At 67.6% G+C, this 23,924-nt stretch carries 17 protein-coding genes, 1 tRNA gene, 1 pseudogene and 1 CRISPR repeat array; of the genes and pseudogenes, 13 read left to right on the top strand and 6 right to left on the bottom strand.

What is annotated here, in order from left to right; translation table 11 throughout:
- Window positions 1-15 precede the first annotated feature (15 nt).
- Window positions 16-990 carry an acetyl-CoA carboxylase carboxyltransferase subunit alpha gene (locus IPG65_RS02305; protein WP_293187676.1) on the top strand — a complete coding sequence of 325 codons (975 nt, stop codon included), beginning with the start codon at window positions 16-18 and terminating at the stop codon, window positions 988-990.
- A gap of 112 nt (window positions 991-1,102) precedes the next feature.
- Here IPG65_RS02305 and IPG65_RS02310 read toward each other — a convergent pair whose 3' ends face one another.
- Window positions 1,103-1,423, bottom strand: coding sequence for a YkvA family protein (locus IPG65_RS02310; protein ID WP_293187677.1), 321 nt, complete (start codon window positions 1,421-1,423; stop codon window positions 1,103-1,105).
- A gap of 116 nt (window positions 1,424-1,539) precedes the next feature.
- Between IPG65_RS02310 and tilS the strand changes: the two genes are divergently transcribed.
- The 5 genes from tilS (at window position 1,540) to cas3f (ending at window position 8,634) form a co-directional block, all read left to right on the top strand.
- Window positions 1,540-2,499: a tRNA lysidine(34) synthetase TilS gene (gene tilS, locus IPG65_RS02315; protein ID WP_293187936.1), complete on the top strand. Its 960-nt coding sequence runs from the start codon at window positions 1,540-1,542 to the stop codon at window positions 2,497-2,499.
- Between the two features lie 60 nt (window positions 2,500-2,559).
- Window positions 2,560-3,834 carry an aspartate kinase gene (locus IPG65_RS02320; protein ID WP_293187678.1) on the top strand — a complete coding sequence of 425 codons (1,275 nt, stop codon included), beginning with the start codon at window positions 2,560-2,562 and terminating at the stop codon, window positions 3,832-3,834.
- A 27-nt stretch (window positions 3,835-3,861) separates the two neighbouring features.
- Window positions 3,862-3,954 (top strand) — tRNA-Ser (locus IPG65_RS02325).
- 217 nt (window positions 3,955-4,171) lie between these two features.
- The gene (gene cas1f / locus IPG65_RS02330) at window positions 4,172-5,149 is read left to right on the top strand and encodes a type I-F CRISPR-associated endonuclease Cas1f (RefSeq protein WP_293187679.1); all 978 of its coding nucleotides are present in this window, start codon (window positions 4,172-4,174) and stop codon (window positions 5,147-5,149) included.
- Complete coding sequence (gene cas3f, locus IPG65_RS02335) at window positions 5,146-8,634, top strand: type I-F CRISPR-associated helicase Cas3f (protein WP_293187680.1); 3,489 nt, start codon at window positions 5,146-5,148, stop codon at window positions 8,632-8,634. Before cas1f ends, cas3f begins: the two co-directional genes overlap by 4 nt.
- A 5-nt stretch (window positions 8,635-8,639) precedes the next feature.
- Here the strand turns inward: cas3f and IPG65_RS02340 are convergent, their stop codons facing one another.
- Both IPG65_RS02340 and IPG65_RS02345 read right to left on the bottom strand, forming a co-directional pair.
- Window positions 8,640-8,951 carry a HigA family addiction module antitoxin gene (locus IPG65_RS02340; protein ID WP_293187681.1) on the bottom strand — a complete coding sequence of 104 codons (312 nt, stop codon included), beginning with the start codon at window positions 8,949-8,951 and terminating at the stop codon, window positions 8,640-8,642.
- A gap of 79 nt (window positions 8,952-9,030) precedes the next feature.
- Window positions 9,031-9,312 (bottom strand): type II toxin-antitoxin system RelE/ParE family toxin, encoded by a 282-nt coding sequence (locus IPG65_RS02345; protein WP_293187682.1) that lies wholly within the window; start codon window positions 9,310-9,312, stop codon window positions 9,031-9,033.
- A 164-nt stretch (window positions 9,313-9,476) separates the two neighbouring features.
- Here IPG65_RS02345 and csy1 point away from each other — a divergent pair, with 164 nt between their 5' ends.
- From csy1 to cas6f, 4 genes are all read left to right on the top strand, one after another.
- On the top strand, window positions 9,477-10,874 hold the full coding sequence (gene csy1, locus IPG65_RS02350; protein WP_293187683.1) for a type I-F CRISPR-associated protein Csy1: 1,398 nt from the start codon (window positions 9,477-9,479) through the stop codon (window positions 10,872-10,874).
- The gene (gene csy2 / locus IPG65_RS02355; RefSeq protein WP_293187684.1) at window positions 10,871-11,938 is read left to right on the top strand and encodes a type I-F CRISPR-associated protein Csy2; all 1,068 of its coding nucleotides are present in this window, start codon (window positions 10,871-10,873) and stop codon (window positions 11,936-11,938) included. The genes csy1 and csy2 overlap by 4 nt, the downstream gene beginning before the upstream one ends.
- 112 nt (window positions 11,939-12,050) lie before the next feature.
- The gene (gene csy3 / locus IPG65_RS02360) at window positions 12,051-13,079 is read left to right on the top strand and encodes a type I-F CRISPR-associated protein Csy3 (protein ID WP_293187685.1); all 1,029 of its coding nucleotides are present in this window, start codon (window positions 12,051-12,053) and stop codon (window positions 13,077-13,079) included.
- A 5-nt stretch (window positions 13,080-13,084) separates the two neighbouring features.
- Window positions 13,085-13,651, top strand: coding sequence for a type I-F CRISPR-associated endoribonuclease Cas6/Csy4 (gene cas6f / locus IPG65_RS02365; protein WP_293187686.1), 567 nt, complete (start codon window positions 13,085-13,087; stop codon window positions 13,649-13,651).
- 129 nt (window positions 13,652-13,780) lie between these two features.
- A CRISPR array of direct repeats spans window positions 13,781-15,851; the repeat unit is 28 nt; unit sequence GTTCGCTGCCGCGCAGGCAGCTTAGAAA.
- A 38-nt stretch (window positions 15,852-15,889) separates the two neighbouring features.
- On the opposite strand, the gene IPG65_RS02370 is transcribed toward cas6f, so the two are convergent.
- From IPG65_RS02370 to IPG65_RS02380, 3 genes and pseudogenes are all read right to left on the bottom strand, one after another.
- Window positions 15,890-18,364, bottom strand: coding sequence for an adenosylcobalamin-dependent ribonucleoside-diphosphate reductase (locus IPG65_RS02370; protein WP_293187687.1), 2,475 nt, complete (start codon window positions 18,362-18,364; stop codon window positions 15,890-15,892).
- Window positions 18,361-19,551 carry a nitronate monooxygenase family protein gene (locus tag IPG65_RS02375; RefSeq protein ID WP_293187937.1) on the bottom strand — a complete coding sequence of 397 codons (1,191 nt, stop codon included), beginning with the start codon at window positions 19,549-19,551 and terminating at the stop codon, window positions 18,361-18,363. Before IPG65_RS02375 ends, IPG65_RS02370 begins: the two co-directional genes overlap by 4 nt.
- Window positions 19,552-19,797: 246 nt before the next feature.
- Window positions 19,798-21,176, bottom strand: a pseudogene (locus tag IPG65_RS02380) (L-serine ammonia-lyase).
- Window positions 21,177-21,297: 121 nt separating this feature from the next.
- On the opposite strand from IPG65_RS02380, the gene IPG65_RS02385 reads away from it, so the two are divergent.
- From IPG65_RS02385 to IPG65_RS02395, 3 genes are all read left to right on the top strand, one after another.
- Entirely contained in the window at window positions 21,298-21,696 is a 399-nt protein-coding gene (locus IPG65_RS02385) for a hypothetical protein (RefSeq protein ID WP_293187688.1), read from the top strand.
- A 61-nt stretch (window positions 21,697-21,757) separates the two neighbouring features.
- Window positions 21,758-23,107, top strand: coding sequence for a tRNA (N6-isopentenyl adenosine(37)-C2)-methylthiotransferase MiaB (miaB, locus tag IPG65_RS02390; protein WP_293187689.1), 1,350 nt, complete (start codon window positions 21,758-21,760; stop codon window positions 23,105-23,107).
- Between the two features lie 30 nt (window positions 23,108-23,137).
- The gene (locus IPG65_RS02395; protein WP_293187690.1) at window positions 23,138-23,893 is read left to right on the top strand and encodes a tyrosine-protein phosphatase; all 756 of its coding nucleotides are present in this window, start codon (window positions 23,138-23,140) and stop codon (window positions 23,891-23,893) included.
- Window positions 23,894-23,924 lie beyond the last annotated feature (31 nt).

The following is a 23,924-nucleotide window of genomic DNA, read 5'->3' on the forward strand; positions in this document are numbered from 1 at the left end:
GATGAGGAGCCGATCTTGGCCAAAAGAACATTTCTTGATTTCGAGCAGCCGATCGCGGAGCTGGAGAACAAGATCGAGGAACTGCGCTACGTGCAGACCGAGAGCGCGGTCGACATCTCCGAGGAGATCGACCAGCTCGACAAGAAGAGCCTGCAGCTCACCAAGGACATCTACGGCGACCTGACGCCCTGGCAGATCACCAAGATCGCGCGCCACCCCGAGCGGCCCTACACGCTGGACTACATCCGCGACTGCTTCACCGACTTCGTCGAGATGCACGGCGACCGCCACTTCGCCGACGACCAGAGCATCGTCGGCGGGCTGGCGCGCTTCAACGGCAGCGCCTGCATGGTGCTGGGCCACCAGAAGGGCCGCGACACCAGGGAGCGCACGCTGCGCAATTTCGGCATGACGCGGCCCGAGGGCTACCGCAAGGCGCTGCGGCTGATGAAGACGGCCGAGAAGTTCAGGCTGCCCGTGTTCACCTTCGTCGACACGCCCGGCGCCTTTCCCGGCATCGACGCCGAGGAGCGCGGCCAGTCCGAGGCCATCGGCCGCAACATCTACGAGATGGCGCAGCTCGAGGTGCCGATCATCACCACCATCATCGGCGAGGGCGGCTCCGGCGGCGCGCTGGCCATCGCCGTGGCCGACCAGGTGCTGATGCTGCAGTACTCGATCTACTCCGTCATCAGCCCCGAGGGCTGCGCCTCGATCCTCTGGAAGACCAGCGACAAGGCCGAGGAAGCCGCCGCCGCGCTGGGCATCACCGCGCACCGGCTCAAGGCGCTGGGGCTGGTGGACAAGATCGTCACCGAGCCCGTGGGCGGCGCGCACCGCGACGCGCGGCAGATGGCGGGCTTCCTGAAACGCGCGCTGGGCGAGGCCTGGCGCCAGGTCGGCGACCTGAAGGTGCGCGACCTGCTGGACCGCCGCTACGAGCGGCTGCAGAGCTACGGCCGGTACACCGACACCAAGGCAGAGAGATAAGGGCCCCCACGCTTCCCCGCCGCGCGTGGTCCGCTGCCCCCCGAGGGGGCCTTCGCCGCCTTCGGGCGGCCGGGCGGCGGCTCAGGGTGCCTCCACGCTCCCGCGAAGTCGGTCAGCGCGCCACCGGCCGCACCCGCGCGTCCACCTTGGCGCGCAGCGCGGCCATCAGGTCGGGCGGCAGGAATTTGAAGGCGGCCTGCAGCAGCACGTAAGCGACCAGGCCATCATCCAGCCAGCCCAGCACGGGAATGAAATCCGACACCAGGTCGATCGGGCTGACCACGTACAGGATCGCCAGCACCGTCGCCAGCTTGGCCGCGGCGGGGGCGCGCGGGTCGCGCAGCAGGCTCCAGGCCAGCAGCAGTTCCTTGCGGAACATCGTGAAAAGTCGGCCCAGCTTCCACATCGGATGATCTCCCGTCGGTTGGTGCATGCCAGCCCTTAACGTGGGGCCGCGCCCGGGGATGACAAGCCGGGCCGGCCTTACCATCGATCTTGCCCATGTCCGCCCCCGACCACGCCCTGGACCCCGCGCGCCTCGACGAGGCCATGGACGCCTTCGCCGCCCGCGCGCCGGCGCTGCCGCTGGCCGTGGCCTTCAGCGGCGGGGCCGACTCCACCGCGCTGCTGCTGGCCTGCGCCGGGCGCTGGCCGGGGCAGGTGCGGGCCTGGCATGTGCACCACGGCCTGCAGGCCGCCGCCGACGGCTTCGAGCGCCATTGCGTCCAGGTCTGCGCCCGGCTGGGCGTGCCCTTGCGGGTGCGGCGCGTGGACGCGCGGCCCGCGCCCGGCCAGAGCCCGGAGGACGCGGCCCGCAACCGGCGTTATGAGTCTTTCGAGGCTCTATCCCGCACCGATATTGCGCCGACAGCTATCAAAACGGTAGTTCTTGCGCAGCATGCCGACGACCAGGTGGAAACCCTGCTGCTGGCGCTGTCGCGCGGCGCCGGGCTGCCGGGGCTGGCCGCCATGCCCGCGCACTGGCGGCGCGGCGGCGTGGACTACGGGCGGCCGCTGCTGGGCGTGCCCGGCCCGGCGGTCCGCGCCTGGCTGCGGGCGCGCGGCGAGTCCTGGGTGGAGGACCCGAGCAACGCCGACCCGCGCTTCACGCGCAACCGCATCCGGGCGCATCTGCTGCCCGCGCTGGAGGCGGTTTTCCCGCGGTTCCGCCGCACCTTCGCGCGCAGCGCCGCGCACGCCGCGCAGGCGCAGGCCATCCTCCAGGACGTGGCGGCGCAGGACCTGGCCGCCTGCGGCCTGCCGCCGCGCATCGCCGCGCTGCGCGCCTTGCCGCCCGCCCGCCAGGCCAACCTGCTGCGCCACTGGCTGCTGAGCGCGCACGCGCAGACGCCCAGCAGCGCGCAACTGGCCGAACTGCTGGCCCAGATCGACGCCTGCGTCACGCGCGGCCACGGCATCCACCTCAAGGCCGGGCGCGGCCACGTGCGGCGGCGGGGCGACGCGCTGGCGTGGGAGCCGGCTCCCGACTCGCCTTCCAGCGCCGGCTAAAATGCGCGGTTTGCCGGTGGCGCGAGGGCGCGCCGGCCACGACTCACCTCACCACATGCCATGGCATTGATCGTCCACAAGTACGGCGGCACGTCGATGGGCTCGACCGAGCGCATCGCCAACGTCGCCAAGCGCGTCGCCAAATGGGCGCGCGCCGGCCACCGGATGGTGGTCGTGCCCAGCGCCATGAGCGGCGAGACCAACCGCCTGCTGGGCCTGGCCAAGGAACTGGCGCCCGGCAAGCTGACGCCCGACTACTACCGCGAGCTGGACATGCTGGCCTCCACCGGCGAGCAGGTGTCCGTCGGCCTGCTGTCGATCGCCCTGCAAGCCCAGGGCATGCCCGCCGTCAGCTACGCTGGCTGGCAGGTGCCCATCCGCACCAGCAACGCCTACACCAAGGCGCGCATCGACAGCATCGACGACCAGCGCGTGCGCGCCGACCTGGACGCCGGCAAGGTGGTCATCATCACCGGCTTCCAGGGCGTGGACGACGAGGGCCACATCACCACGCTGGGGCGCGGCGGCTCCGACACCTCGGCCGTGGCCGTGGCTGCGGCGCTGGGCGCCGACGAGTGCATGATCTACACCGACGTCGACGGTGTGTACACCACCGATCCGCGCGTCGTCCCCGAGGCGCGGCGCATGGCTCGCATCAGCTTCGAGGAAATGCTGGAGATGGCCAGCCTGGGCAGCAAGGTGCTGCAGATCCGCTCGGTCGAATTCGCCGGCAAGTACAAGGTGCCCCTGCGCGTGCTGTCCAGCTTCACGCCCTGGGACATCGACCTGATCGAAGAGGCCCAGTCCGGCACGTTGATCACTTTCGAGGAAAACGAACAAATGGAACAGGCCATCGTATCCGGCATTGCCTTCAACCGTGACGAAGCCAAGATCTCCGTGCTGGGCGTGCCCGACAAGCCGGGCATCGCCTACCAGATCCTGGGCGCCGTGGCCGACGCCAACGTCGAGGTGGACGTCATCATCCAGAACGTCAGCAAGGACGGCAAGACCGACTTCAGCTTCACCGTCCACCACAACGACTACGCCAAGACCGTGGACCTGCTGAAGGACAAGGTGGTGCCGCAACTGGGCGCCGCCGAGGTGGTGGGCGACCCGCGCATCTGCAAGGTCAGCATCGTCGGCATCGGCATGCGCAGCCACGTGGGCGTGGCCAGCAAGATGTTCCGGGTGCTGAGCGAGGAGGGCATCAACATCCAGATGATCTCCACCAGCGAGATCAAGACCTCGGTCGTCATCGACGAGAAGTACATGGAGCTGGCCGTGCGCGCGCTGCACCGCGCCTTCGACCTGGACCAGCCCGCCGCAGCTGCCTGAAGGTGGCATAATCCAAGCTTCGTGCCAGGAGACGTGACCGAGTGGCCGAAGGTGCTCCCCTGCTAAGGGAGTATGGGGTGTAGAGCCTCATCGAGGGTTCGAATCCCTCCGTCTCCGCCAGCGACCCCAAGCCAGTTCGCTGATTTGAAACTTAAACCGCCTTACGGCGGTTTTTTGTTTGCTGATCTCGAATGGTGTTCCGTGGATCGTTTGCGCTGCTTGGCGAGGTCAGAAGTGGCATCAGCCCTCCTGCCCGAATCCACATTGGTCGTTGTGTAAGTACATGCTGCAAATCATGTTCTACTTTCAGCCAACACCAAAACACGGCGAGGAAGCAATGGAAGAGATTCGCGGGCGGGATCTCAAAACCATCTTGCATTCCCAGCGGGCCAACATCTACTACCTGGAGCATTGCCGCGTACTCGTCAACGGCGGCCGCGTCGAATACGTGACCGACGCGGGCAAGAAAAGCCTGTACTGGAACATTCCCATCGCCAACACCACCAGCATTCTGCTGGGCACGGGCACCTCGATCACCCAGGCCGCGATGCGCGAGCTGGCCAAGGCCGGCGTGCTGGTGGGTTTTTGCGGCGGCGGTGGCACGCCGCTGTTCAACGCCAACGAGGTGGACGTGGAAGTGGCGTGGTTGACGCCGCAAAGCGAATACCGGCCCACCGAATACCTGCAGGCGTGGGTGAAGTTCTGGTTTGACGACGAACTGCGCCTGCATGCGGCCAAGCAATTGCAGACTTGGCGCTTGCAGCGGCTACTTGCTGAATGGAACACCCGCGCTCTGCGTGAAGCGGGCTTTGCGGTCGATATCCAGCGGCTGAAGGCACTGGTGCAGCAGTTCACGCCGTTGATCGCCAACGCGCCCGACGTGACGGCGCTGCTGACCGATGAGGCGCGCCTGACCAAGGCCCTTTTCAAGCTGGCCGTGGATGCCGTGGGCTATGGCGAGTTCACGCGGGCCAAGCGCGGCACCGGCACCGACGCGGCCAACCGCTTTCTGGACCATGGCAACTACCTGGCCTACGGCCTGGGCGCCACGGCCACCTGGGTGCTGGGCCTGCCGCATGGCTTGGCGGTATTGCACGGCAAGACGCGGCGCGGCGGCCTGGTGTTCGACGCGGCCGATCTGGTCAAGGACGCGGCCATCCTGCCGCAAGCCTTTCTGTCGGCGATGCGCGGCGATGACGAACAGCAGTTCCGCCGCCAGTGCATCGAGGCGCTCACACGCAGCGAATCGCTGGACTTCATCATCGACACGCTCAAGCGCATGGCCGCCGATACGGCGCGCATGGTGAACGCATGAACGTGCTGTTCGTCTCCCAATGCACCAAGCGCGCGCTGACCGAGACGCGCCGCATCCTCGACCAGTTTGCCGAGCGGCGCGGCGACCGCACCTGGCAAACGCCCATCACCCAGGCGGGCCTCGATACCGTGCGCAAGCTGCTGCGCCAGAGCGCACGCAAGAACACCGCCGTGGCTTGCCACTGGATTCGCGGGCGCGACCACAGCGAACTGCTGTGGGTGGTGGGCGATGGGCGACAGTTCAATGCCGAAGGCGCGGTGCCGACCAACACGACAACCAGCAATGTGCTGCGCGCCGAGGACGAAAGCGCCTGGCATCACCTGCCGCTGATGACGGCGCTGACCGCGCTCGCCGCCCTGATGCATGACCTGGGCAAGGCCACGCAGGCGTTCCAGGATCGCCTGAAAAACCCCGGCCTGCGCGAGCGCAACCACTATCGGCATGAATGGGTGTCGGTGCGGCTGTTTCAGGCGTTCGTGGGCGGCGATGACGATGCGGGCTGGCTGCGACGGCTGGCCGATGACGGTTTGGATGCCAAGGCGTTCGAGGCGCACTGGCTGGGGCGCTTGCTGCGTGACGGCATGGATGAACCGCAGGCGCAGAACCTTCTGCCATTCGCCGCCATGCCGCCGCTGGCGCAAGCCGTGGCCTGGCTGGTGTTGACCCACCACCGCCTGCCCTGCATGCCGGTACGGCAAAAGGACGGCAGCAGCGACGACGACATCGACCAGCCGCAATATCGCTGGTGCCGTTTTGGCGCCCACCCCAGCTTTGTGAACGCGGCCGATCTGCAAGGGCTGCTGCAGCGCATCAGCGCCGACTGGAATGAACCCCGCGAAGTCACCCCTGCCGCCACGGTGCGCGCGCATTGGGCGTTTCCGCATGGCTTGCCCGTCACGCAGCCGCTTTGGCGCAAACAGGCCGCCCGCTATGCGCGCAAGCTGCTGGAGTCGGCGGCCCAACCCGCCAACGGCCTCGCGCTGCACGACCCGTTCGCCATGCACGTCTCGCGCCTGTGCCTGATGCTGGCCGACCACCATTACTCCAGCATCACGGATGAGGCACGCCGCCAGCCTTATCTCAACGACGGCTATCCGCTGGGTGCCAATACCATCAAAAATGATAGCTACTTGCGCAATACGGACGCGGGGAAACGGCCGATTTTCAATCAAACCCTGGACGAACACCTGCTTGGCGTCCAGGCCCATGCCACGTTGGTGGCGCGCTCGCTGCCCACGCTGGCGCGCAGCCTGCCCGCGCTGCAAAACCACAAGGGCCTCAAGAAGCGCAACAGCAACGCACGCTTTCAATGGCAGGACAAGGCGGCCGACCTCGCCGCCAGCGTGCGCCACCGCGCGTCCAGCCAAGGCGCATTCATCGTCAACATGGCCTCCACCGGCTGCGGCAAGACGCTGGGCAACGCCCGCATCATGAACGCGCTGGCCGATCCGGCGGTGGGCTTGCGCTGCGCCTTTGCCATTGGCCTGCGCACGCTCACGCTGCAGACGGGGCGCGTGTTCCAGCACGATCTGGGCCTGGGCGACGACCAATTGGCCATCCAGGTCGGCGGCGCGGCCAGCCGTGCACTGTTCGAATACTGGGAGCAGCAGGCCGAGGCCAGCGGTTCGGCTTCCAGTCAGGCGCTGTTCGACGAGGGCGGCCAAGTGCTGTTCGAGGGCAACGACCAGCACCCGCTGCTGCAGCGCCTGACCGACGATGCACGCGTGCGCGCGCTGATCGCCGCGCCGTTGCTGGCCTGCACCGTGGATCACCTCACCCCCGCGACGGAAAGCCTGCGCGGCGGTCGCCAGATCGCGCCCATGCTGCGCCTTATGACGGGCGATCTGGTGCTCGACGAGCCCGACGATTTCGACATGGCCGACCTGCCCGCGCTCACGCGGCTGGTGCACTGGGCCGGGTTGCTGGGCTCGCGCGTGCTGCTGTCGTCGGCCACCTTGCCGCCCGCCTTGGTGGAGGGGCTGTTCCTGGCCTATCGTGCGGGGCGCGTGGTGTATCAGCGCCACCGCGGCGAGCGGCCTGGCGAGCCGGCCCATATCTGTTGCCTGTGGATCGACGAATTCCACCAGGTCGCGCTGGATTGCCCCGATGGGGCGGCTTTTCGCGCCAGCCATGAAAGCTATGTGCACAAGCGCGCGGCCCAGCTCGCCAAGGCCGAAGTGCGCCGCCGCGCCCGGATTGCGCCCTTGCCCGAAACATGGAGCGGTATGGACACGGCCGAGCGCCGCAGCGATTTCGCCCGTTTCGTGCTGGAGCGCGCATGGGACCTGCATCAGCAGCCGCAAAACCATGGCATCGACCCCGTCAGCGGCAAGCGCGTGAGCCTGGGCCTGATCCGCATGGCGAACATCGACCCGCTGTTCGATGTGGCGCTGGCCATGGTTCGACAAGGGGCTCCCGCGCCCGGCGTGCGCGTGCATTTGTGCGTTTACCACTCGCAGTTTCCACTGCTGGCGCGCTCGGCCATCGAGCGGCAACTGGACACCGTGCTCAACCGGCGCCCGGCGGCCGATGGTGCCGACCCGGTGTTCCAGCAGCCCGCGATCCGTGCACTGATCGACGCCAGCCCGGAGCAGGATCAACTGTTCATCGTGCTCGGCAGCCCCGTCACCGAAGTGGGCCGGGATCACGACTATGACTGGGCCGTGGTCGAGCCTTCATCCATGCGTTCGCTGATCCAACTGGCCGGCCGCGTGCGCCGCCATCGGCCGGGTGCCGTGGACGGGGAGAACCTGCTGGTGCTGGACAGCAATCTGCGCGCTTTCGAGCATTCGGGCGAGGCGGCATTTTGCAAGCCGGGTTTTGAGGTGGACAAGGGGCAGGGCACGACCGATGCGGCGCGGCACTTTCATCTGCGCTCACATCAATTGCAGACCCTGCTGGCCAAGCACACGGAAGGCGCGCCCGTCTGGCCTGTGGATGCGCGGGCGCGCATCGCGGTCGCCAAGGCGAACTTTCAGCCGGCCAAGCACCTCGTCGATCTGGAACACGCCCGCATGCACGACACCATGCTGCCGCGCGATGCCGCCAGCGCCGACACCACACCCGTGGCCCGCGCCGCCAGCCTGCATTGGGCCAGCGGCGAACACCTGTGGCTCATCGGCCTGCTGCCCCAGTTCCAGCGCTTTCGCCACGATCCGGTGCCGCGCGTGGATGTGGCCTTTTTGCCTGACGATGAAGACGAGCACCTGCGCCTGCACCGCGTGGCCGACGGCGAGCGGCGCGGCGACAAGCTCTATGTGCCGGTGGAAGAAAGCCTGCTGCACCGCTTGCCATTGGCGCCCGATGCGAAGGCTGGTGTGACGCCGTGGGCGCAGGTCGATCTATTGGAGCAACTGGCCGCGCTGGCGCAGGACAAGGGGCTGTCACTGTCCGCGTGCGCGGCGCGATACGCCACCGCCAGCCTGCCGGATCGCCAGCAGGGGTGGCGGTTTCATGAGTGGCTGGGGTTCACGGCCCGCAGGTGAGGGTGTCATGCGGGATGCAACTGCATGGGATGCACCGCCATCACCGCCGCCTGCAACTCCTCGTCCAGCTCCGCCGTGCGCAGGTCGTAGGCGGTTTGCAGGTTCAGCCAAGACTGCGCATCGCCACCAAAAAAGCGGCTCAGTCGCAGGGCGGTGTCGGCAGTCACGCCACGCCGCTCCAGAACGATGTCATTGATGCGTGAAGCTGGCACATGCAATTGCTTCGCCAGCGCGTTGGCGCTCATGTCCGTGGGCTTGAGGTAGTCCTCGCGCAGAACTTCGCCCGGGTGGACAGGGCGCATGCCGTCCTTGAACATGTTTTCTCCTGTGCCCCTCATTGCCGGGAGGCGCCGGTTTTTAAGCTGTCTATGCGGCAGCGATGAATGCTGTTCGGCATCAGTGGTAATCCACGATTTCCACGTCGGCCACCCCTTTCTCCGTCCAGACAAAGCACACGCGCCACTGGTCGTTGATGCGGATGCTGTGCTGGCCCTGGCGATCCCCGCTCAGCATCTCCAGCCGGTTGCCCGGTGGACTGCGCAAGAACTCCAGCGTTTGCGCCGCGTCCAGTTGCGCCAGCTTGCGTTCCGCCACGCTCTGGATGTTGGCGAAGCGGCGAGTCTTGCCGCTGGTGAACAGGCGCTGCGTTTCCGGGCACTTGAAGGAGAGGATCGCCATACGATGGATTCAATTCTATACCGTTTACCGATATTCGGTATGCTGCCTGTGCGGCAGAGAAGGGGTGAGATGCGAGAACGGCCACGCACATCATTTTCTGAACTGCTTTTCAGCATGCTACGCATATCATGGTATTGTATTTTCCTCATAGCCAAGGAGGAGCAATGCCAATATCCCAGCAACGCAAAGTACGTTGGCATGAGACGTTCATCGCATTCATCCAAGAGCGCCTGCACGCCAAGCTCGACAAGCTCAAGGATGACGACCCAAAGCGCGAGGCCAGGCGCGAGGAATTGCTGGCGCAGCACCAGCATGGCGTGTGGATTGAAGATGCCGCCCGGCGCGTGACTCAAATCCAGGCCGTCACCCACTCCCTCAAACCCATCCACCCCGACGCGCGCGGCACCAATCTCTATGTGGAGCCGGGCCGCCTGCCGTCTCTCAATGAACTGGGCAGCCATGCTTTGGGCCAGACCTTTGCTGGCGATGTCGTGGGCAGTGCCGCCGCGCTCGATGTCTACAAGTTTTTGAAGCTGGAAGTGGATGGAGTCAGCCTGCTGGCCGCATTGCTGGCGGACGATGAAGCGGCCGTGCAGGCCCTGCATGACGACCCCGAGCAGGCCAAAGCCTGGCGCGATGCCTTGGTGGGCCTCATGCAGCCGCGTGCGGGCGGTTCCAGTTCGCACACGCGGGCCAAGCAGTTGTATTGGCTGACGGGCAGTGACCCCTGTGCCGATGGCGACTATGAACTGCTGGCGCCGCTGTTTGCCACATCGCTGTCCCATGCGGTACATGCGCAGATTCAGGAAGACCGCTTTGGCGACGTCAACAAGGCAGCCCGTGCGGCGCGGCGCGAGCGCAAGGCGCATGACGGTGTGTTCCATGACTACCCTGGTCTGGCCGTGCAGCGAATGGGTGGTACCAAACCTCAAAACATTTCGCAGCTTAATAGCGAGCGCGGCGGCGTGAACTATCTGCTGGCTTCGCTGCCGCCCGTGTGGACGGTCAGCCCGGCACGCTTGCCCGTTGATGCCCATTCAGTGTTCGACAAGCTGTTCATCGCCCGCCCCGAAGTGCGCCGGGCGGTGCGCAGCCTGCGCCAATTCCTGGAGTCCGACCCCGAGCCGAATCTGGAAACACGCCAGCGCCGCGAGGCCTATATCGACACGCTGCTCGATGAGCTGGTAACCCTGTCCGGCGAGTTGCAGCAAGTCATGCCCGCCGGTTGGACGTGCGCCAGCACGGACGAGGAAAAGCGTTTCCAGAAGCTGGCGCGTGCCGAGCAGTTGTGGCTTGACCCTTTGCGCGCCGAGCTGCCTCAAGAGGCCGACTTCGCGCGGGAATGGCTATGGATGGACTGGCCCGCCGAGATTGGCCAACGCTTCGCCAACTGGCTGAATGCGCAGCTCAAAGGCAAGCTGCCTGTGGGCGATGTCGAGGCCCGCGAATGGAAAAAAGCCTTGCTCACCGATGAAGATGGATTCGCGCAGCAATTGAGCGAACAGCGCAAACAACTGGACGCGCCACGCTACATCGCCGTCCGTGAGGGGGGCATGCCATGAGCCATGCCAACATCCCCCAGGCTCTCCTCGTCCTTCCCCGCCTGCGTGTGCAGAACGCCAATGCCATCTCCAGCCCTCTCACGCACGGCTTTCCGTCCGTCACTGCCTTTACCGGGTTGATGTGGGCGCTGGAGCGCAAGCTGGCGCAGGCCGATGTTCCGCTGCACCTGCACGCGGTGGGCGTGGTCTGCCACCACCACCAGGAACAGGTCACGCAGGGCTATGTGCGCAGTTTCAACCTCACTCGCAATCCGGTGGACAAGGACGGCAGCACAGCCGCCATCGTGGAAGAAGGCCGCATCCATCTGGAAATCACGCTGGTCTTCACTGTCTCGGAAAAATCTGCCACTGGCGTCGCGCCCACGCTGGTGCAAGGCGCCCAGGAGCATAGGCAGCAATGGGCCGACGCGGCGGGCCGCGTGCTCTCGCAGATGCGTGTGGCGGGCGGCAGCCTGCTTCCCTCGCGCGCGGGGCCTGGCCGGCGTGTGCGGCCGTGGATGGAGCTGCTGCCAGACGATGCACAAAAGCGCGCCGAGCATTTCCGCGCATGGCGCCGCCAATGGCTGCCCGGCTTTGCGCTGGTGGGACGCGACGATCTGCTGGCCGAGCGCCTGCGCACGCTGCAAGCCACCGACCGCCAAGCCACGCTGCTCGATGCCTGGCTGCATGCCGCGCGCTTCAACCATCAACCCGTCAAGCCGGAGGAGGGCAAGGCGCAGCCCGCCGATGGCAAGGTGCTTTGGGAAGACCCATTGCGCAAGCGTGGCAGTGGCTGGCTCGTACCGATTCCTGTCGGCTATGCGGCGCTATCTGCCCGGCACGCGGCGGGCAGTGTTCTCAATGCCCGCGATGCCGCCGCGCCGCTGCGCTTTGTGGAATCGATCTACTCCATGGGCGAATGGATCAGTCCGCATCGCCTCACGCATCTGGAACAGTTGCTGTGGCAGGCCGAGGCCGATGAAGCCAAGGGCCTGTACCGCTGCCGCAATGGTTACCAGCCCGCGACTGACGCTGCACTGGACGAGGAATGGGATGACGACGAAGACACCTATGCCTATACCTGATGCCGCTCATTTCAAGCCAAATTGGCTTGTAGCCAGCGTGGATAAAGCGCTGAATGCTCTCATTTTTGATATTCCGTGCCACGCCAACGCATTGCCAAAGGATTGAATCACCATGTCGAACAACCTCAAGACCGCCTCCGTCCTCGCCTTCGAACGCAAGCTCGACCCGTCCGACGCCATCTTCCACGCAGGCCGCTGGGACGAGCGCAACAACGCCGCCGCATGGGCGCCCGTGAAGCTACGCGAAAAATCCGTGCGCGGCACCATCTCCAACCGCCTCAAGGCCAAGGATCAAGACCCCGCCAAGCTCGACGCCGCCATTGAAAATCCCAACCTGCAAACCGTGGACGTGGCCGCGTTGCCCGCCGATGCCGACACGCTCAAGGTGCAATTCACGTTGCGTGTGCTGGCTGGCGCGGGCACGCCATCGGCTTGCAACAGTGCCGACTACCAGGCGAAGCTGACGCAGACCGTGCAGACCTATGTAGCCACCCATGGCTTTGCTGAACTGGCCAGTCGCTACGCCGCCAACCTGGCCAGCGGCCGCTTTCTGTGGCGCAACCGCGTGGGCGCGGAAAGCGTGCAAGTGCACGTGGCGCGGCTGCAGGCTGGCGCGGCCGCCAGGGAATGGACTTTTGACGCGCTGGCGCACAACCTGCGCGCGCTGGATGCCATCAATGATGAAGTGCAATCGCTGGGCGCCGTGATCGCCGAAGGCTTGGAGGGCCGGGCCCATGTGCTGCTGCAGATCACCGCATTTGCCCGTGTGGGCGCGGGCCAGGAAGTCTTCCCCTCGCAAGAGCTGATCCTGGATCGCGGGCGCGGCGACAAGAGCAAGACGCTTTATCACATCGGCGAGAGAGGCCAGGAAGTCGCCGCCATCCACTCCCAGAAAATCGGCAACGCCCTACGCACCATCGACACCTGGTACGAAGGCGCGCAAGACCTGGGCCCCATCGCCGTGGAGCCCTACGGATCGGTTACCACGCAGGGCAAGGCCTACCGCCAGCCCAAGCAGAAATTGGACTTCTACACATTGCTCGACGACTGGCTGCTCAAGGACAAGGTGCCTGCGGTGGAGCAACAGCACTTCGTGATGGCCGTGCTGATCCGCGGCGGCGTGTTTGGCGATGCGGGTTGATGACCATGACCACGCATTACATCGACATCACGCTGCTGCCCGACCCGGAGTTCAGCCACGCCCACCTGCTGGGCGCGCTGGTTTCCAAGCTGCATCGCGCTCTGGCGCAGTTGCAGTCGAGCGATATCGGAATCAGCTTTCCACGCCACAGCCTGCGTCCGCGCACGCTGGGCGCCGTGCTGCGCCTGCATGGCAGCGAAGCCGCCCTGCAGCGCCTGATCGCCCAGCCCTGGCTGCAAGGCATGCGCGACCATGTGCAGATTGCCGATCTGGCACCGGTGCCGCCCAGCGCGCCGCATCGGCAGGTAGTCCGGCGCCAATTCAAAACCAGCGCCGAGCGCCTGCGCCGCCGCCGCATGCAGCGCAAGGGTGAAACCCTGGAGCAGGCTGCCGCCGCCATCCCCGACAGCGTGGAACGTCGTCCCGAATTGCCCTTTGTGCAACTGCGCAGTGCCAGCACTGGGCAATCGTTCTGCCTGTTCGTGGCGCACGGTCCAACGCAAGCCACTGCTCTGCAAGGCGGCTTTAGCACCTACGGCTTGAGTCAGGGCGCCAGCGTTCCCTGGTTTTGACCCTTTTTCCGGCGATTGCCAGATGCCCTGTTGAATCAATGGGTTAGCGAGTGTTCCAGCAATTGGGATATCTCGTGCCCAGCGCTTACTATCCATTGATAGTCAAGGAGTTACTGGATCTAGAGTCCAGTTCGCTGCCGCGCAGGCAGCTTAGAAAGTCCTGGTCTCGCTCGACCAGGGCGGCGTCGGGTTCGCTGCCGCGCAGGCAGCTTAGAAATATGAAGGCGCTCGCGATGGCGAAGGGGACGTGTTCGCTGCCGCGCAGGCAGCTTAGAAAATGCGCCTAGCCAGCTCGGCGCTGGCAATGTGAGTTCGCTGCCGCGCAGGCAGCTTAGAAAATAGCCCGATTGAGCCACGGCTTCGGCCGAAGGTTCGCTGCCGCGCAGGCAGCTTAGAAAACCCACGCCGGCCAGAACCGCCGCTGGCTGGTGTTCGCTGCCGCGCAGGCAGCTTAGAAACGTCGAACATCAGGTTGGTGCCCAGGCAGCCCGTTCGCTGCCGCGCAGGCAGCTTAGAAATCCTCGTCGTCGGGCACCTCGGGCGGCCACACGTTCGCTGCCGCGCAGGCAGCTTAGAAAACGATCATCACTGTGGCCGCGCTGCGTGACCGGTTCGCTGCCGCGCAGGCAGCTTAGAAAAGTCCTTCCAGGAAGTGAAACACGGCCCAGTCGTTCGCTGCCGCGCAGGCAGCTTAGAAAGCTAGCGCGGCGGCTTCGTCGTCGGGCTCGCCGTTCGCTGCCGCGCAGGCAGCTTAGAAAACCGCGCCCAGTTCTCCAGCCGGTCCCGCACCCGTTCGCTGCCGCGCAGGCAGCTTAGAAATTTTTAATTCGGTATTTGCCGCGCCTAACTGCAGTTCGCTGCCGCGCAGGCAGCTTAGAAAACGCCGCCGCCCTGTAGTGGAGACCTAGACCCGTTCGCTGCCGCGCAGGCAGCTTAGAAAAGCAGCTCGCCGGCACGCCACCAGCCGCCTGAGTTCGCTGCCGCGCAGGCAGCTTAGAAACGGCACGCGCAATGTCGCTGCCCTGATACCGAGTTCGCTGCCGCGCAGGCAGCTTAGAAAGTGCACGCACAGGGCGCAGGCGCGCAGGGGGGGTTCGCTGCCGCGCAGGCAGCTTAGAAATATGCGCCATCAGGCGGCTTGCTCCCCCGCCCGTTCGCTGCCGAGCAGGCAGCTTAGAAACGCCCGCCCATCAAGGGCGGCGCGGGTACTGTGTTCGCTGCCGCGCAGGCAGCTTAGAAATGCCCTATGGTCGGGGCGAGGCGGCGCGCCACGTTCGCTGCCGCGCAGGCAGCTTAGAAATGACTGGGTACGAGGTGCAGGTATTGCGGTGGGTTCGCTGCCGCGCAGGCAGCTTAGAAACGCTCGAACAGGCCAACGCGCAGCGTGAAGCGGTTCGCTGCCGCGCAGGCAGCTTAGAAAAGCGATGCCGAGGGCAACGCCAAACACAAGGCGTTCGCTGCCGCGCAGGCAGCTTAGAAAAATCGAGGGCCGCCTTGTCCTGCGAGTGGATCGTTCGCTGCCGCGCAGGCAGCTTAGAAAGGGTCCTCGTCATTAGCGACGGCGAGCCGGACGTTCGCTGCCGCGCAGGCAGCTTAGAAAGACCCCAGGCAGGGCTGGCCATTGAGCCAGACGTTCGCTGCCGCGCAGGCAGCTTAGAAACGTGCACGAGCGCGGGCTGCAAGCGGACGGCCGTTCGCTGCCGCGCAGGCAGCTTAGAAAATGCCCGGCCAGGGCCAGCCGCCGGAGAAACGGTTCGCTGCCGCGCAGGCAGCTTAGAAAGCCCTGGTCGAGCGAGACCAGGACGGTGACTCGTTCGCTGCCGCGCAGGCAGCTTAGAAATCGGCGCGCCGCCCCTTGCCCGCCAGCCGCGCGTTCGCTGCCGCGCAGGCAGCTTAGAAAACGGACATGAAGCACCTGCACTACATCGTGCTGTTCGCTGCCGCGCAGGCAGCTTAGAAAATGCCCCGCCAGGGCCAGACGCCGGAGAAACGGTTCGCTGCCGCGCAGGCAGCTTAGAAAGCGATGGCGGCCCGGAGGCCCCAGACCTCCTGGTTCGCTGCCGCGCAGGCAGCTTAGAAAAACCGACCCGCCCGAGCAGCGCGAACCCGACAGTTCGCTGCCGCGCAGGCAGCTTAGAAATGCAGCACTACTACACCGAGGAAGAGCGCCTGGTTCGCTGCCGCGCAGGCAGCTTAGGCACGACGAGAAACGCTCCTCGGCGTGGCGGGACCAGCGCCCTATCCGCAACTCCCCACGTACCCGCACTGCGTGCAGTAATCGCATCCGTCCTTGCGGATCATCGCGTGGGCGCCGCAGTCGGGGCATTTCTTGCCGGCCATGACGTTGGGCGGCACGGCCATCGGCGCGACCTCGGGCGAGGGCAGGGCGGGCAGTTCCTCGGGGTCGAAGAGCGAGCCCTGGGCGGCCTGCTGGCGCTGGGCGATGAGGTTCTGGATGGCGTAGGCGATGGCGGCCACCTCGCTGTCGTGCCAGCGGGGGACGTGCGTGCCGTCGGCCTTCTCGTGCGTGCCCAGCCGCACCGGGCCGCGGTCCCACGTCACCTTGCGCATGTCGGACAGCGCGCGGTCCAGGAAGCCGCCGCGCGCGGCCAGGCTCAGCATGCGCATGGTGGCGGTGATCCACTGCTGCGACTCGCCGCTTTGCCCCACGGGCATGAAGAACTCGATCGCGCGCTCGACCGTGCCCTTGCCGTCCGCGGTGGGCACGGGCAGGAAGGTGACGATGAGGTACAGGCGCTGCTGTCCCTCGCTGGTCCAGTACTCGATCTTCTCGGCCACGGCGGGCAGGCCGCCGGGTGGGCGTTTCTCGATCACCGTGCGCAGCGGGTCGTAGGCCGGCGGCGCGGGCGACGCGGCAGCCTTGTCCTTGCTGGCCGGCGCGGTCTCCAGCACGGCGCCCAGGATGCTGTTGGGCCGGTAGGTGGCCAGGCCCTTCAGGCCGGCTTCCCAGGCCTGGCGGTACAGGGTCTTGAAGTCCTCGTAGGGGTAGTCCTCGGGGATGTTGACGGTCTTGCTGATGCTGGTGTCCACGTACGGCTGCACCGCCTGCATCATCGCCACGTGCTCCTGGGCGCTCATCTGCAGCGCGTTCACGAAGTATTCGGGCAGATCGCCGGCGCCGATATTGGGCTTGTCGCTATGGAACAAGGAGCGATACAGGCGGAAGGCGTGGTCTTCCACGGTGTACTCGCTGCGCGTGCCGTCGGCCTCGCGCTTGTGGCGCCGGTAGCTCCAGCTGAAGGCGGGCTCGATGCCGTTGCTGGCGTTGTCGGCGAAGGCCAGGCTCACGGTGCCCGTCGGCGCGATGGACAGCAGGTGGCTGTTGCGGATGCCATGCTGGCGGATGGCGTCCTGCAGGTCGTCCGGCAGGCGGCTGGCGAAGGTGCCGGGGGCCAGGTAGTCCTGGGCCTTGAACTTGGGGAAGGCTCCTTTCTCCCGGGCCAGCTCGACCGACGCGCGGTAGGCCGCGTCGCGCATGCGGCGGGCGATCCGCGCGGCCATGTCGCGGCCCTCGGCCCGGTCGTAGCGCAGCTTGAGCATCGTCAGCGTGTTGCCCAGCCCGGTGAAGCCCACGCCGATGCGCCGCTTGGCCGCGCTTTCCTCGCGCTGCTGCGGCAGCGGCCAGAAGGTGACGTCCAGCACGTTGTCCAGCGCGCGCACCTGGGTGGCGACGACCTGCTCGAAGGCGTCCCAGTCGAACGCCGCCTCGCCGCCCACGCCGAAGGGGTGGCGCACGAAGCGGGTCAGGATGATGGGGCCCAGGTCGCAGCAGCCGTAGGGTGGCAATGGTTGCTCGCCGCACGGGTTCGTCGCCTCGATCTTCTCCGCGTAGTGCAGGTTGTTGTCGCGGCCGATCTGGTCGAGGAACAGGATGCCCGGCTCGGCGAAGTCGTAGGCGGACTTCATGATGGTGTCCCACAGCTCGCGCGCGGGCAGCGTGCGGTACACCCACAGGCCGTCGGCGCGCTGGTGGGCGCCGGCCTGCCTGAGCTTGGGGCCGGGTTCGGCCTTGTGCACCAGCGCCCAGTCGGCGCCGTCGATGACGGCCTGCATGAAGGCATCGGACACGGCCACCGAGACGTTGAAGTTGTTCCAGCGCCCCGGCGTGCGCTTGGCGGTGATGAACTCCAGCACGTCCGGGTGGTCGATGCGCAGCACGCCCATCTGCGCGCCGCGGCGCGCGCCCGCGCTCTCGACGGTGGCGCACGACTGGTCGAACACGTTCATGTAGCTGCACGGCCCCGAGGCCATGCTGGCCGTGGCCTTGACGCGCGCGCCCTTGGGCCGGATGCGGCTGAAGTCGTAGCCCACGCCGCCGCCGCGGCGCATGGTCTCGGCGGCCTCGCGCAGGGCCTCGTAGATGCCCGGGTAGCCGTCGTCGTCGCGGCCCTGGATGGCGTCGCCCACGGGCTGCACGAAGCAGTTGATCAGCGTGGCCTGGATGTCCGTGCCGGCCGCGCTCATGATGCGCCCGGCGCCGATGGCGCCCGCCCGCAGGTTGTCGAGGAACCTGCCCTCCCATTCGGCGCGCAGCCCGGGCTTCTCGGCCGAGGCCAGCGCGCGGGCCACGCGGCCATGGAGCTGGTCCGGCGAGGTTTCGCCGGTCTTGTAGTACTTCTCGGCCAGCACGTCGTCGCTGATGGACTGGGGGGCCAGCCGGGCCTGCGGGCTCGGCCGCGGATCGCTTTTCATGGGGACAACTCCAGGGGCTGGGCTGCCGGCATGATCGCACCCAGCAGCCAAACCATCAATTCTTGCACCGGCGCGATCCGCGATCCGAAAGGCAGGCGCCCGGCCCCCCTGAAGAACAGGCCCTTGTCCGTTTCGCCTGCGTGGGCATGGCCCAGCTGCTGGTCGATGCAGAACTGGCCCATGTCCGCGTGGCCGTCGCGCAGGCCGCAGCGCGCCAGGCAGTCGAAGGCCATGTTGCACGCCTTCTTGGCGTGGGCCACGGCCTTCAGCCTGGGCTCCACGCGCAGGTACTTGTCGAGCCAGTGCGTGCGCACGCCGCGCGCCGGCAGGCCGGCGACGCTGATGAACTCGACGATGTCCTCGGGCCGGGCCTCGGCCAGGATGCGCTTGAACTCGGGCGCGGCGTCGCATTCCCGCGTGACGGCGAAGGCCGTGCCCAGCTGCACGGCCGCCGCGCCCAGGGCCTGCAGGCGCTGGATGTCGTCGCGGCTTTCGATGCCGCCGGCGCAGATCAGCGGGATGTCGCGCTCGATCCCCGCGGCCTTGAAGAACGCCAGCACCTGCGGCACCACGTTCTCGAAGTCGAAGCGCGCATCGTTCAGGTCGCCCAGCCGCGCCGCGCCCAGGTGCCCGCCGGCCAAGCGCGGGTGCTCGATGACGATGGCGTCCGGCAGGCGCCCCTTCTTCTCCCACTTGCGCACCACGAGCTGCACGCCGCGCGCGTCCGACAGGATGGGGATCAGCGCCACCGCCGGGTGGTCCCGCGCCAGGTCGGGCAGGTCCAGCGGCAGGCCGGCGCCGACGACCACCGCGTCCACGCCGGCCTCCAGCGCGCAGCGCACGTAGGCTTCGTATTCGCTCAGCGCCTTCATCACGTTGACGGCGATGGCGCCGCGGCCCTGGGCCAGTTCGCGCGCGCGCCGCACCTCGCGCCGCAGCGCCCGCAGGTTGGCGGCGTTGATGCGCGCGGCGGCGTCGGGCGTCTTGTGGTCCAGGCGGGCGGTGGCGGCCATCAGGTCGGGGTGCAGGCGGCGCAGGTCCACCGACGACAGCGTGCCCAGCGCGCCCAGCCGCGCCACCGCGCCGGCCAGGCCGCCGGCCGAGACGCCCACGCCCATGCCGCCCTGCACCACGGGCAGCAGATGGCGGCCGCGCAGCACCAGCGGGGCCAGGCCGGAGGCCTGCATCAATTCATGCAGGGATTCGGGCGTGCGGGATGGGGAAATGGAAGCGGGCGTGGTCGGCATGGTCGGGCGCTGTGGCGGTGGAAATGAACCCCGCCCAGCCTATCGGCACGCCGCCGCCAGGGTCTTGCCGCAGGTCAAAGGGCGGTGCCGCGCACGCCGTCCACGTGCCTTCGTTTGCTACTGAATATATAGCTCGTGATGTAATACCGGCGCTGGATTAACGGAGTTTTCATCAATAAAACGCCGTCAGCACTCGGTGTAGGCCACCGCCAGCCCGCCGCGCGAGGTTTCCTTGTACTTGTCGTGCATGTCGCGGCCGGTGTCGCGCAGGGTTCGGATGGCGGCGTCCAGGCTGACCTTGTGCGTGCCGTCGCCGCCCAGGGCCAGCTGCGCGGCGTTGATGGCCTTGACCGCCGCCATGGCGTTGCGCTCGATGCACGGCACCTGCACCAGGCCGCCCACGGGGTCGCAGGTCAGGCCCAGGTTGTGCTCCAGGCCGATCTCGGCGGCGTTCTCCACCTGCGCTGGCGTGCCGCCCAGCACCTGCGCCAGCCCGGCCGCCGCCATGGCGCAGGCGGAGCCGACCTCGCCCTGGCAGCCGACCTCGGCGCCGGAGATGGAGGCGTTGGTCTTGATCAGCCGCCGACGGCCGCGGCCGCCAGCAGGAAGTCCACCACGTCGGCGTCGCCCGCGCCGCGCTGGAAGTCCATGAAGTAGTGCAGCACCGCCGGCACCACGCCGGCCGCGCCGTTGGTGGGCGCGGTCACCACGCGGCCGCCGGCGGCGTTCTCCTCGTTCACGGCCAGGGCGTACAGGTTGACCCAGTCCATGGCGGCGAAGGTCTGGGTGATCAGGTTGGGCTGACCGTCCCGCGCGTTCAGCCGGCGGTGCATGGCCGGCGCGCGCCGCACCACGTCCAGCCCGCCGGGCAGCACGCCCTCGTGCCGCAGGCCGCGCGCCACGCAGCCTTTCATGGCCTGCCACACGGCCAGCAGGGCCGCGCGCGTGTCGGCCTCGGGGCGCCAGGCGGCCTCGTTGCGCAGCACCAGGTCGGCCACGCGCAGGCCGTGGCGCCGGCACAGGGCCAGCAGCTCCTCGGCGCTGGCGTAGGGCAGGGGCACGGCCACCGCGGGCGCGCCGGTCTCGCCCGCGGCGGCCTGGGCCTCGTCCACGACGAAGCCGCCGCCGATGGAGTAGTAGGTGGCCTCGTGCAGCACGCCGCCCGCGCCGTGCGCCGCCAGCCGCAGGGCGTTGGGGTGGCGGGGCAGGGCGACGGGCAGCAGGCGCAGGTCGCGCGGCCAGTCGAAGGGGATGTCGTGCGTGCCCGCCAGCGGCAGGCGGCCATCCAGCCGCACCGCGTCCACGGCCCGGGCCATGGCGTCGGGCTCGACGCGGTCCGGCTCGCTGCCCATCAGGCCGGCGACGACCGCGCGGTCGGTGCCGTGGCCGATGCCGGTGGCGGCGAGCGAGCCGTAGAGCCGGGCCTCGACCCGCCGCACGGCGCCGAGCCCGGCGCCATCCCGCAGGTGGCGCGCGAACAGGCACGCCGCCCGCATCGGCCCCACGGTGTGCGAGCTGGAGGGGCCGATGCCGATCTTGAACAGGTCGAGCGCGCTGATGGTCATGGCGGTGGCGGCGTGGAAGGGCGTGGGCCCAGTCTAAGCGCGGCGCCCGCGCCCGGCCAGGGGGTGTCGCCTTAGAATCACCGGCTTCGCCCCCGCTTTCAACAGCCTCTGGACAGACACCATGAACCGCTGCTCGAAACCCTTGAATGCTGCGTTTTTCATAGCTATCTCCGAAATATTGGCGCTGGCTGGAACGCTTTTTCATTCGAAATCCGAGGCACGGACGCAGCACCTGTTCCCGCACAAGACGCAGCGCGGCAGCCTCACCTTCACCGCGCCGCCTCGGGTGCTGCTGGACGGCCGGCCCGAGCGCCTGGGCCCCGGCGTGCGCGTGCGCGACGCGCGCAACATGGTGGCGCTGTCGGGCGCGCTGCGCGGCAAGACCTTCGTCGTCAACTACCTGCGCGATGCGGCCGGCGCGATCCGCGAGGTGTGGATCCTGACGCCCGAGGAAGCGCTGCGCGACCCCGCCGTCGCCGGCGCGCCGACCGAGCGCGCCACGCCGCGGTACGTCCACTGAGCGCGCGGCCGGCCGCGCGCCGGCGCATCCCCTCTTTTTTTGCCCACCCCTGAGGACCGCCATGTCCCGCAAAGTATTCATCAAGACCTTCGGCTGCCAGATGAACGAGTACGACTCGGACAAGATGGCCGACGTGATGGCCGCCGCCGAGGGCTACGAGCCCACCGACGACCCCGAGGCCGCCGACCTGATCCTGTTCAACACCTGCTCGGTGCGCGAGAAGGCGCAGGAGAAGGTGTTCAGCGACCTGGGCCGCGTCAAGCATCTCAAGAAGAAGGGCGTGCTGATCGGCGTGGGCGGCTGCGTGGCCAGCCAGGAGGGCGAGGCCATCATCGCCCGCGCCCCCTACGTGGACGTGGTGTTCGGCCCGCAGACCCTGCACCGCCTGCCCGAGCTGCTGGCCGAGCGGCGGCGGCTCGACGCGCCGCAGGTGGACATCCGTTTTCCCGAGATCGAGAAGTTCGACCACCTGCCGCCGGCGCGGGTCGAGGGCGCCAGCGCCTTCGTCTCGATCATGGAAGGCTGCTCCAAGTACTGCAGCTACTGCGTCGTGCCCTACACGCGCGGCGAGGAGTTCAGCCGCCCCTTCGAGGACGTGCTGACCGAAGTCGCCGGCCTGGCCGACCAGGGCGTGAAGGAAGTGACGCTGCTGGGCCAAAACGTCAACGCCTACCGCGGTCCGATGGGCGATTCCGGCGAGATCGCCGACTTCGCCACGCTGATCGAGTACGTCGCCGAGATCCCCGGCATCGAGCGCATCCGCTACACCACCAGCCACCCCAACGAGTTCACGCCCGCCCTGATCGAGGTGTACGGCAAGGTGGACAAGCTGGCCAGCCACCTGCACCTGCCCGTGCAGCACGGCAGCGACCGCATCCTGATGGCGATGAAGCGCGGCTACACCGCCATGGAATACAAGAGCATCATCCGCCGCCTGCGCGCCGTGCGCCCCGGCATCAGCCTGTCGAGCGACTTCATCGTCGGCTTTCCGGGCGAGACCGAGGACGACTTCGCCAAGATGATGAAGCTGATCGACGACGTGGGCTACGACGCCTCCTTCAGCTTCATCTTCAGTCCGCGCCCCGGCACGCCGGCCGCCAACCTGCACGACGACACGCCGCACGGCGTCAAGCTGGGGCGCCTGCAGCGGCTCCAGGCCGCCATCGAGCGGAACGTGCGCGCCATCGGCGCCAGCCGCGTCGGCACGGTGCAGCGCATCCTGGTCGAGGGGCCGTCGCGCAAGGACCCGAGCGAGCTGATGGGCCGCACCGAATGCAACCGCATCGTCAACTTCGACGGCGGGCCGCTGTCGCAGCGGCTGGTGGGCCGCATGATCGATGTGCAGGTGACGCAGGCGCTGCCGCATTCGCTGCGCGGGCGGGTGCCGGTCGAGGCGTTTGCCGGACAATGAACGGTTTTTCGTGTTGACCCGATCGCCGCCATGACCTTGCCTCCCGACCGATCCCTGCGCCTGTCCGGCGCCAGCAACTTCCGCGACCTCGGCGGCTACGCCGGCCTGGGCGGGCGCCCGGTGCGCTGGCGGCGCCTGTTCCGCTCCGACCACCTGGCGGCGCTCACCCCCCAGGACGGCGAGGCGCTGCAGTCGCTGGGCGTGGCGCGCGTGTTCGACTTCCGCGGCGTGTCCGAGCGCGCCGCCGTGCCCTACGACCTGCCCGGCGTGGCACAGCACCCGCTGCCCATCGAACCCACGGTGGTGCAGGGCCTGCGCAGCCTCGTCGAGGCCGGCGAGACGCTCACCGCCGAGCGCACCGTGGTCCTGATGCAGCAGACCTACCGCAACTTCGTGCACCACAACGCGCCGCGCTTCGGCGAGCTGTTCGCGCACCTGCTGGCCAGCGACGCGCCGCTGGTCTTCCATTGCACCGCCGGCAAGGACCGCACCGGCTTCGCCGCCGCCATGATCCTGCTGGCCCTGGGCGTGCCGCGCGGCGTGGTGATGCAGGACTACCTGCTGACCAACGACCTCTTCCGCATGCCGGCGGCGGACGGCGGGTACGCCCCGGCCGAGGTGATGAACGTGCTCTGGCGCGTGCAGGAGGAGTTTCTCGACGCCGCGCTGCACGCGGTGGACGAGGACTTCGGCGGCGTCGATGCCTACCTCGCGCGCGAGCTGGGCGTGGGCGCGCCCGAGCGCGCGCGGCTGGCGCTGCTCTATCTGACGGACGGTGCGCGGTAACTATCTATTTGATAGCTGTTCGCGCTGGACT

The sequence above is a fragment of the Ottowia sp. genome (assembly GCF_016703145.1).
Taxonomy (GTDB): Bacteria; Pseudomonadota; Gammaproteobacteria; order Burkholderiales; family Burkholderiaceae_C; genus Ottowia.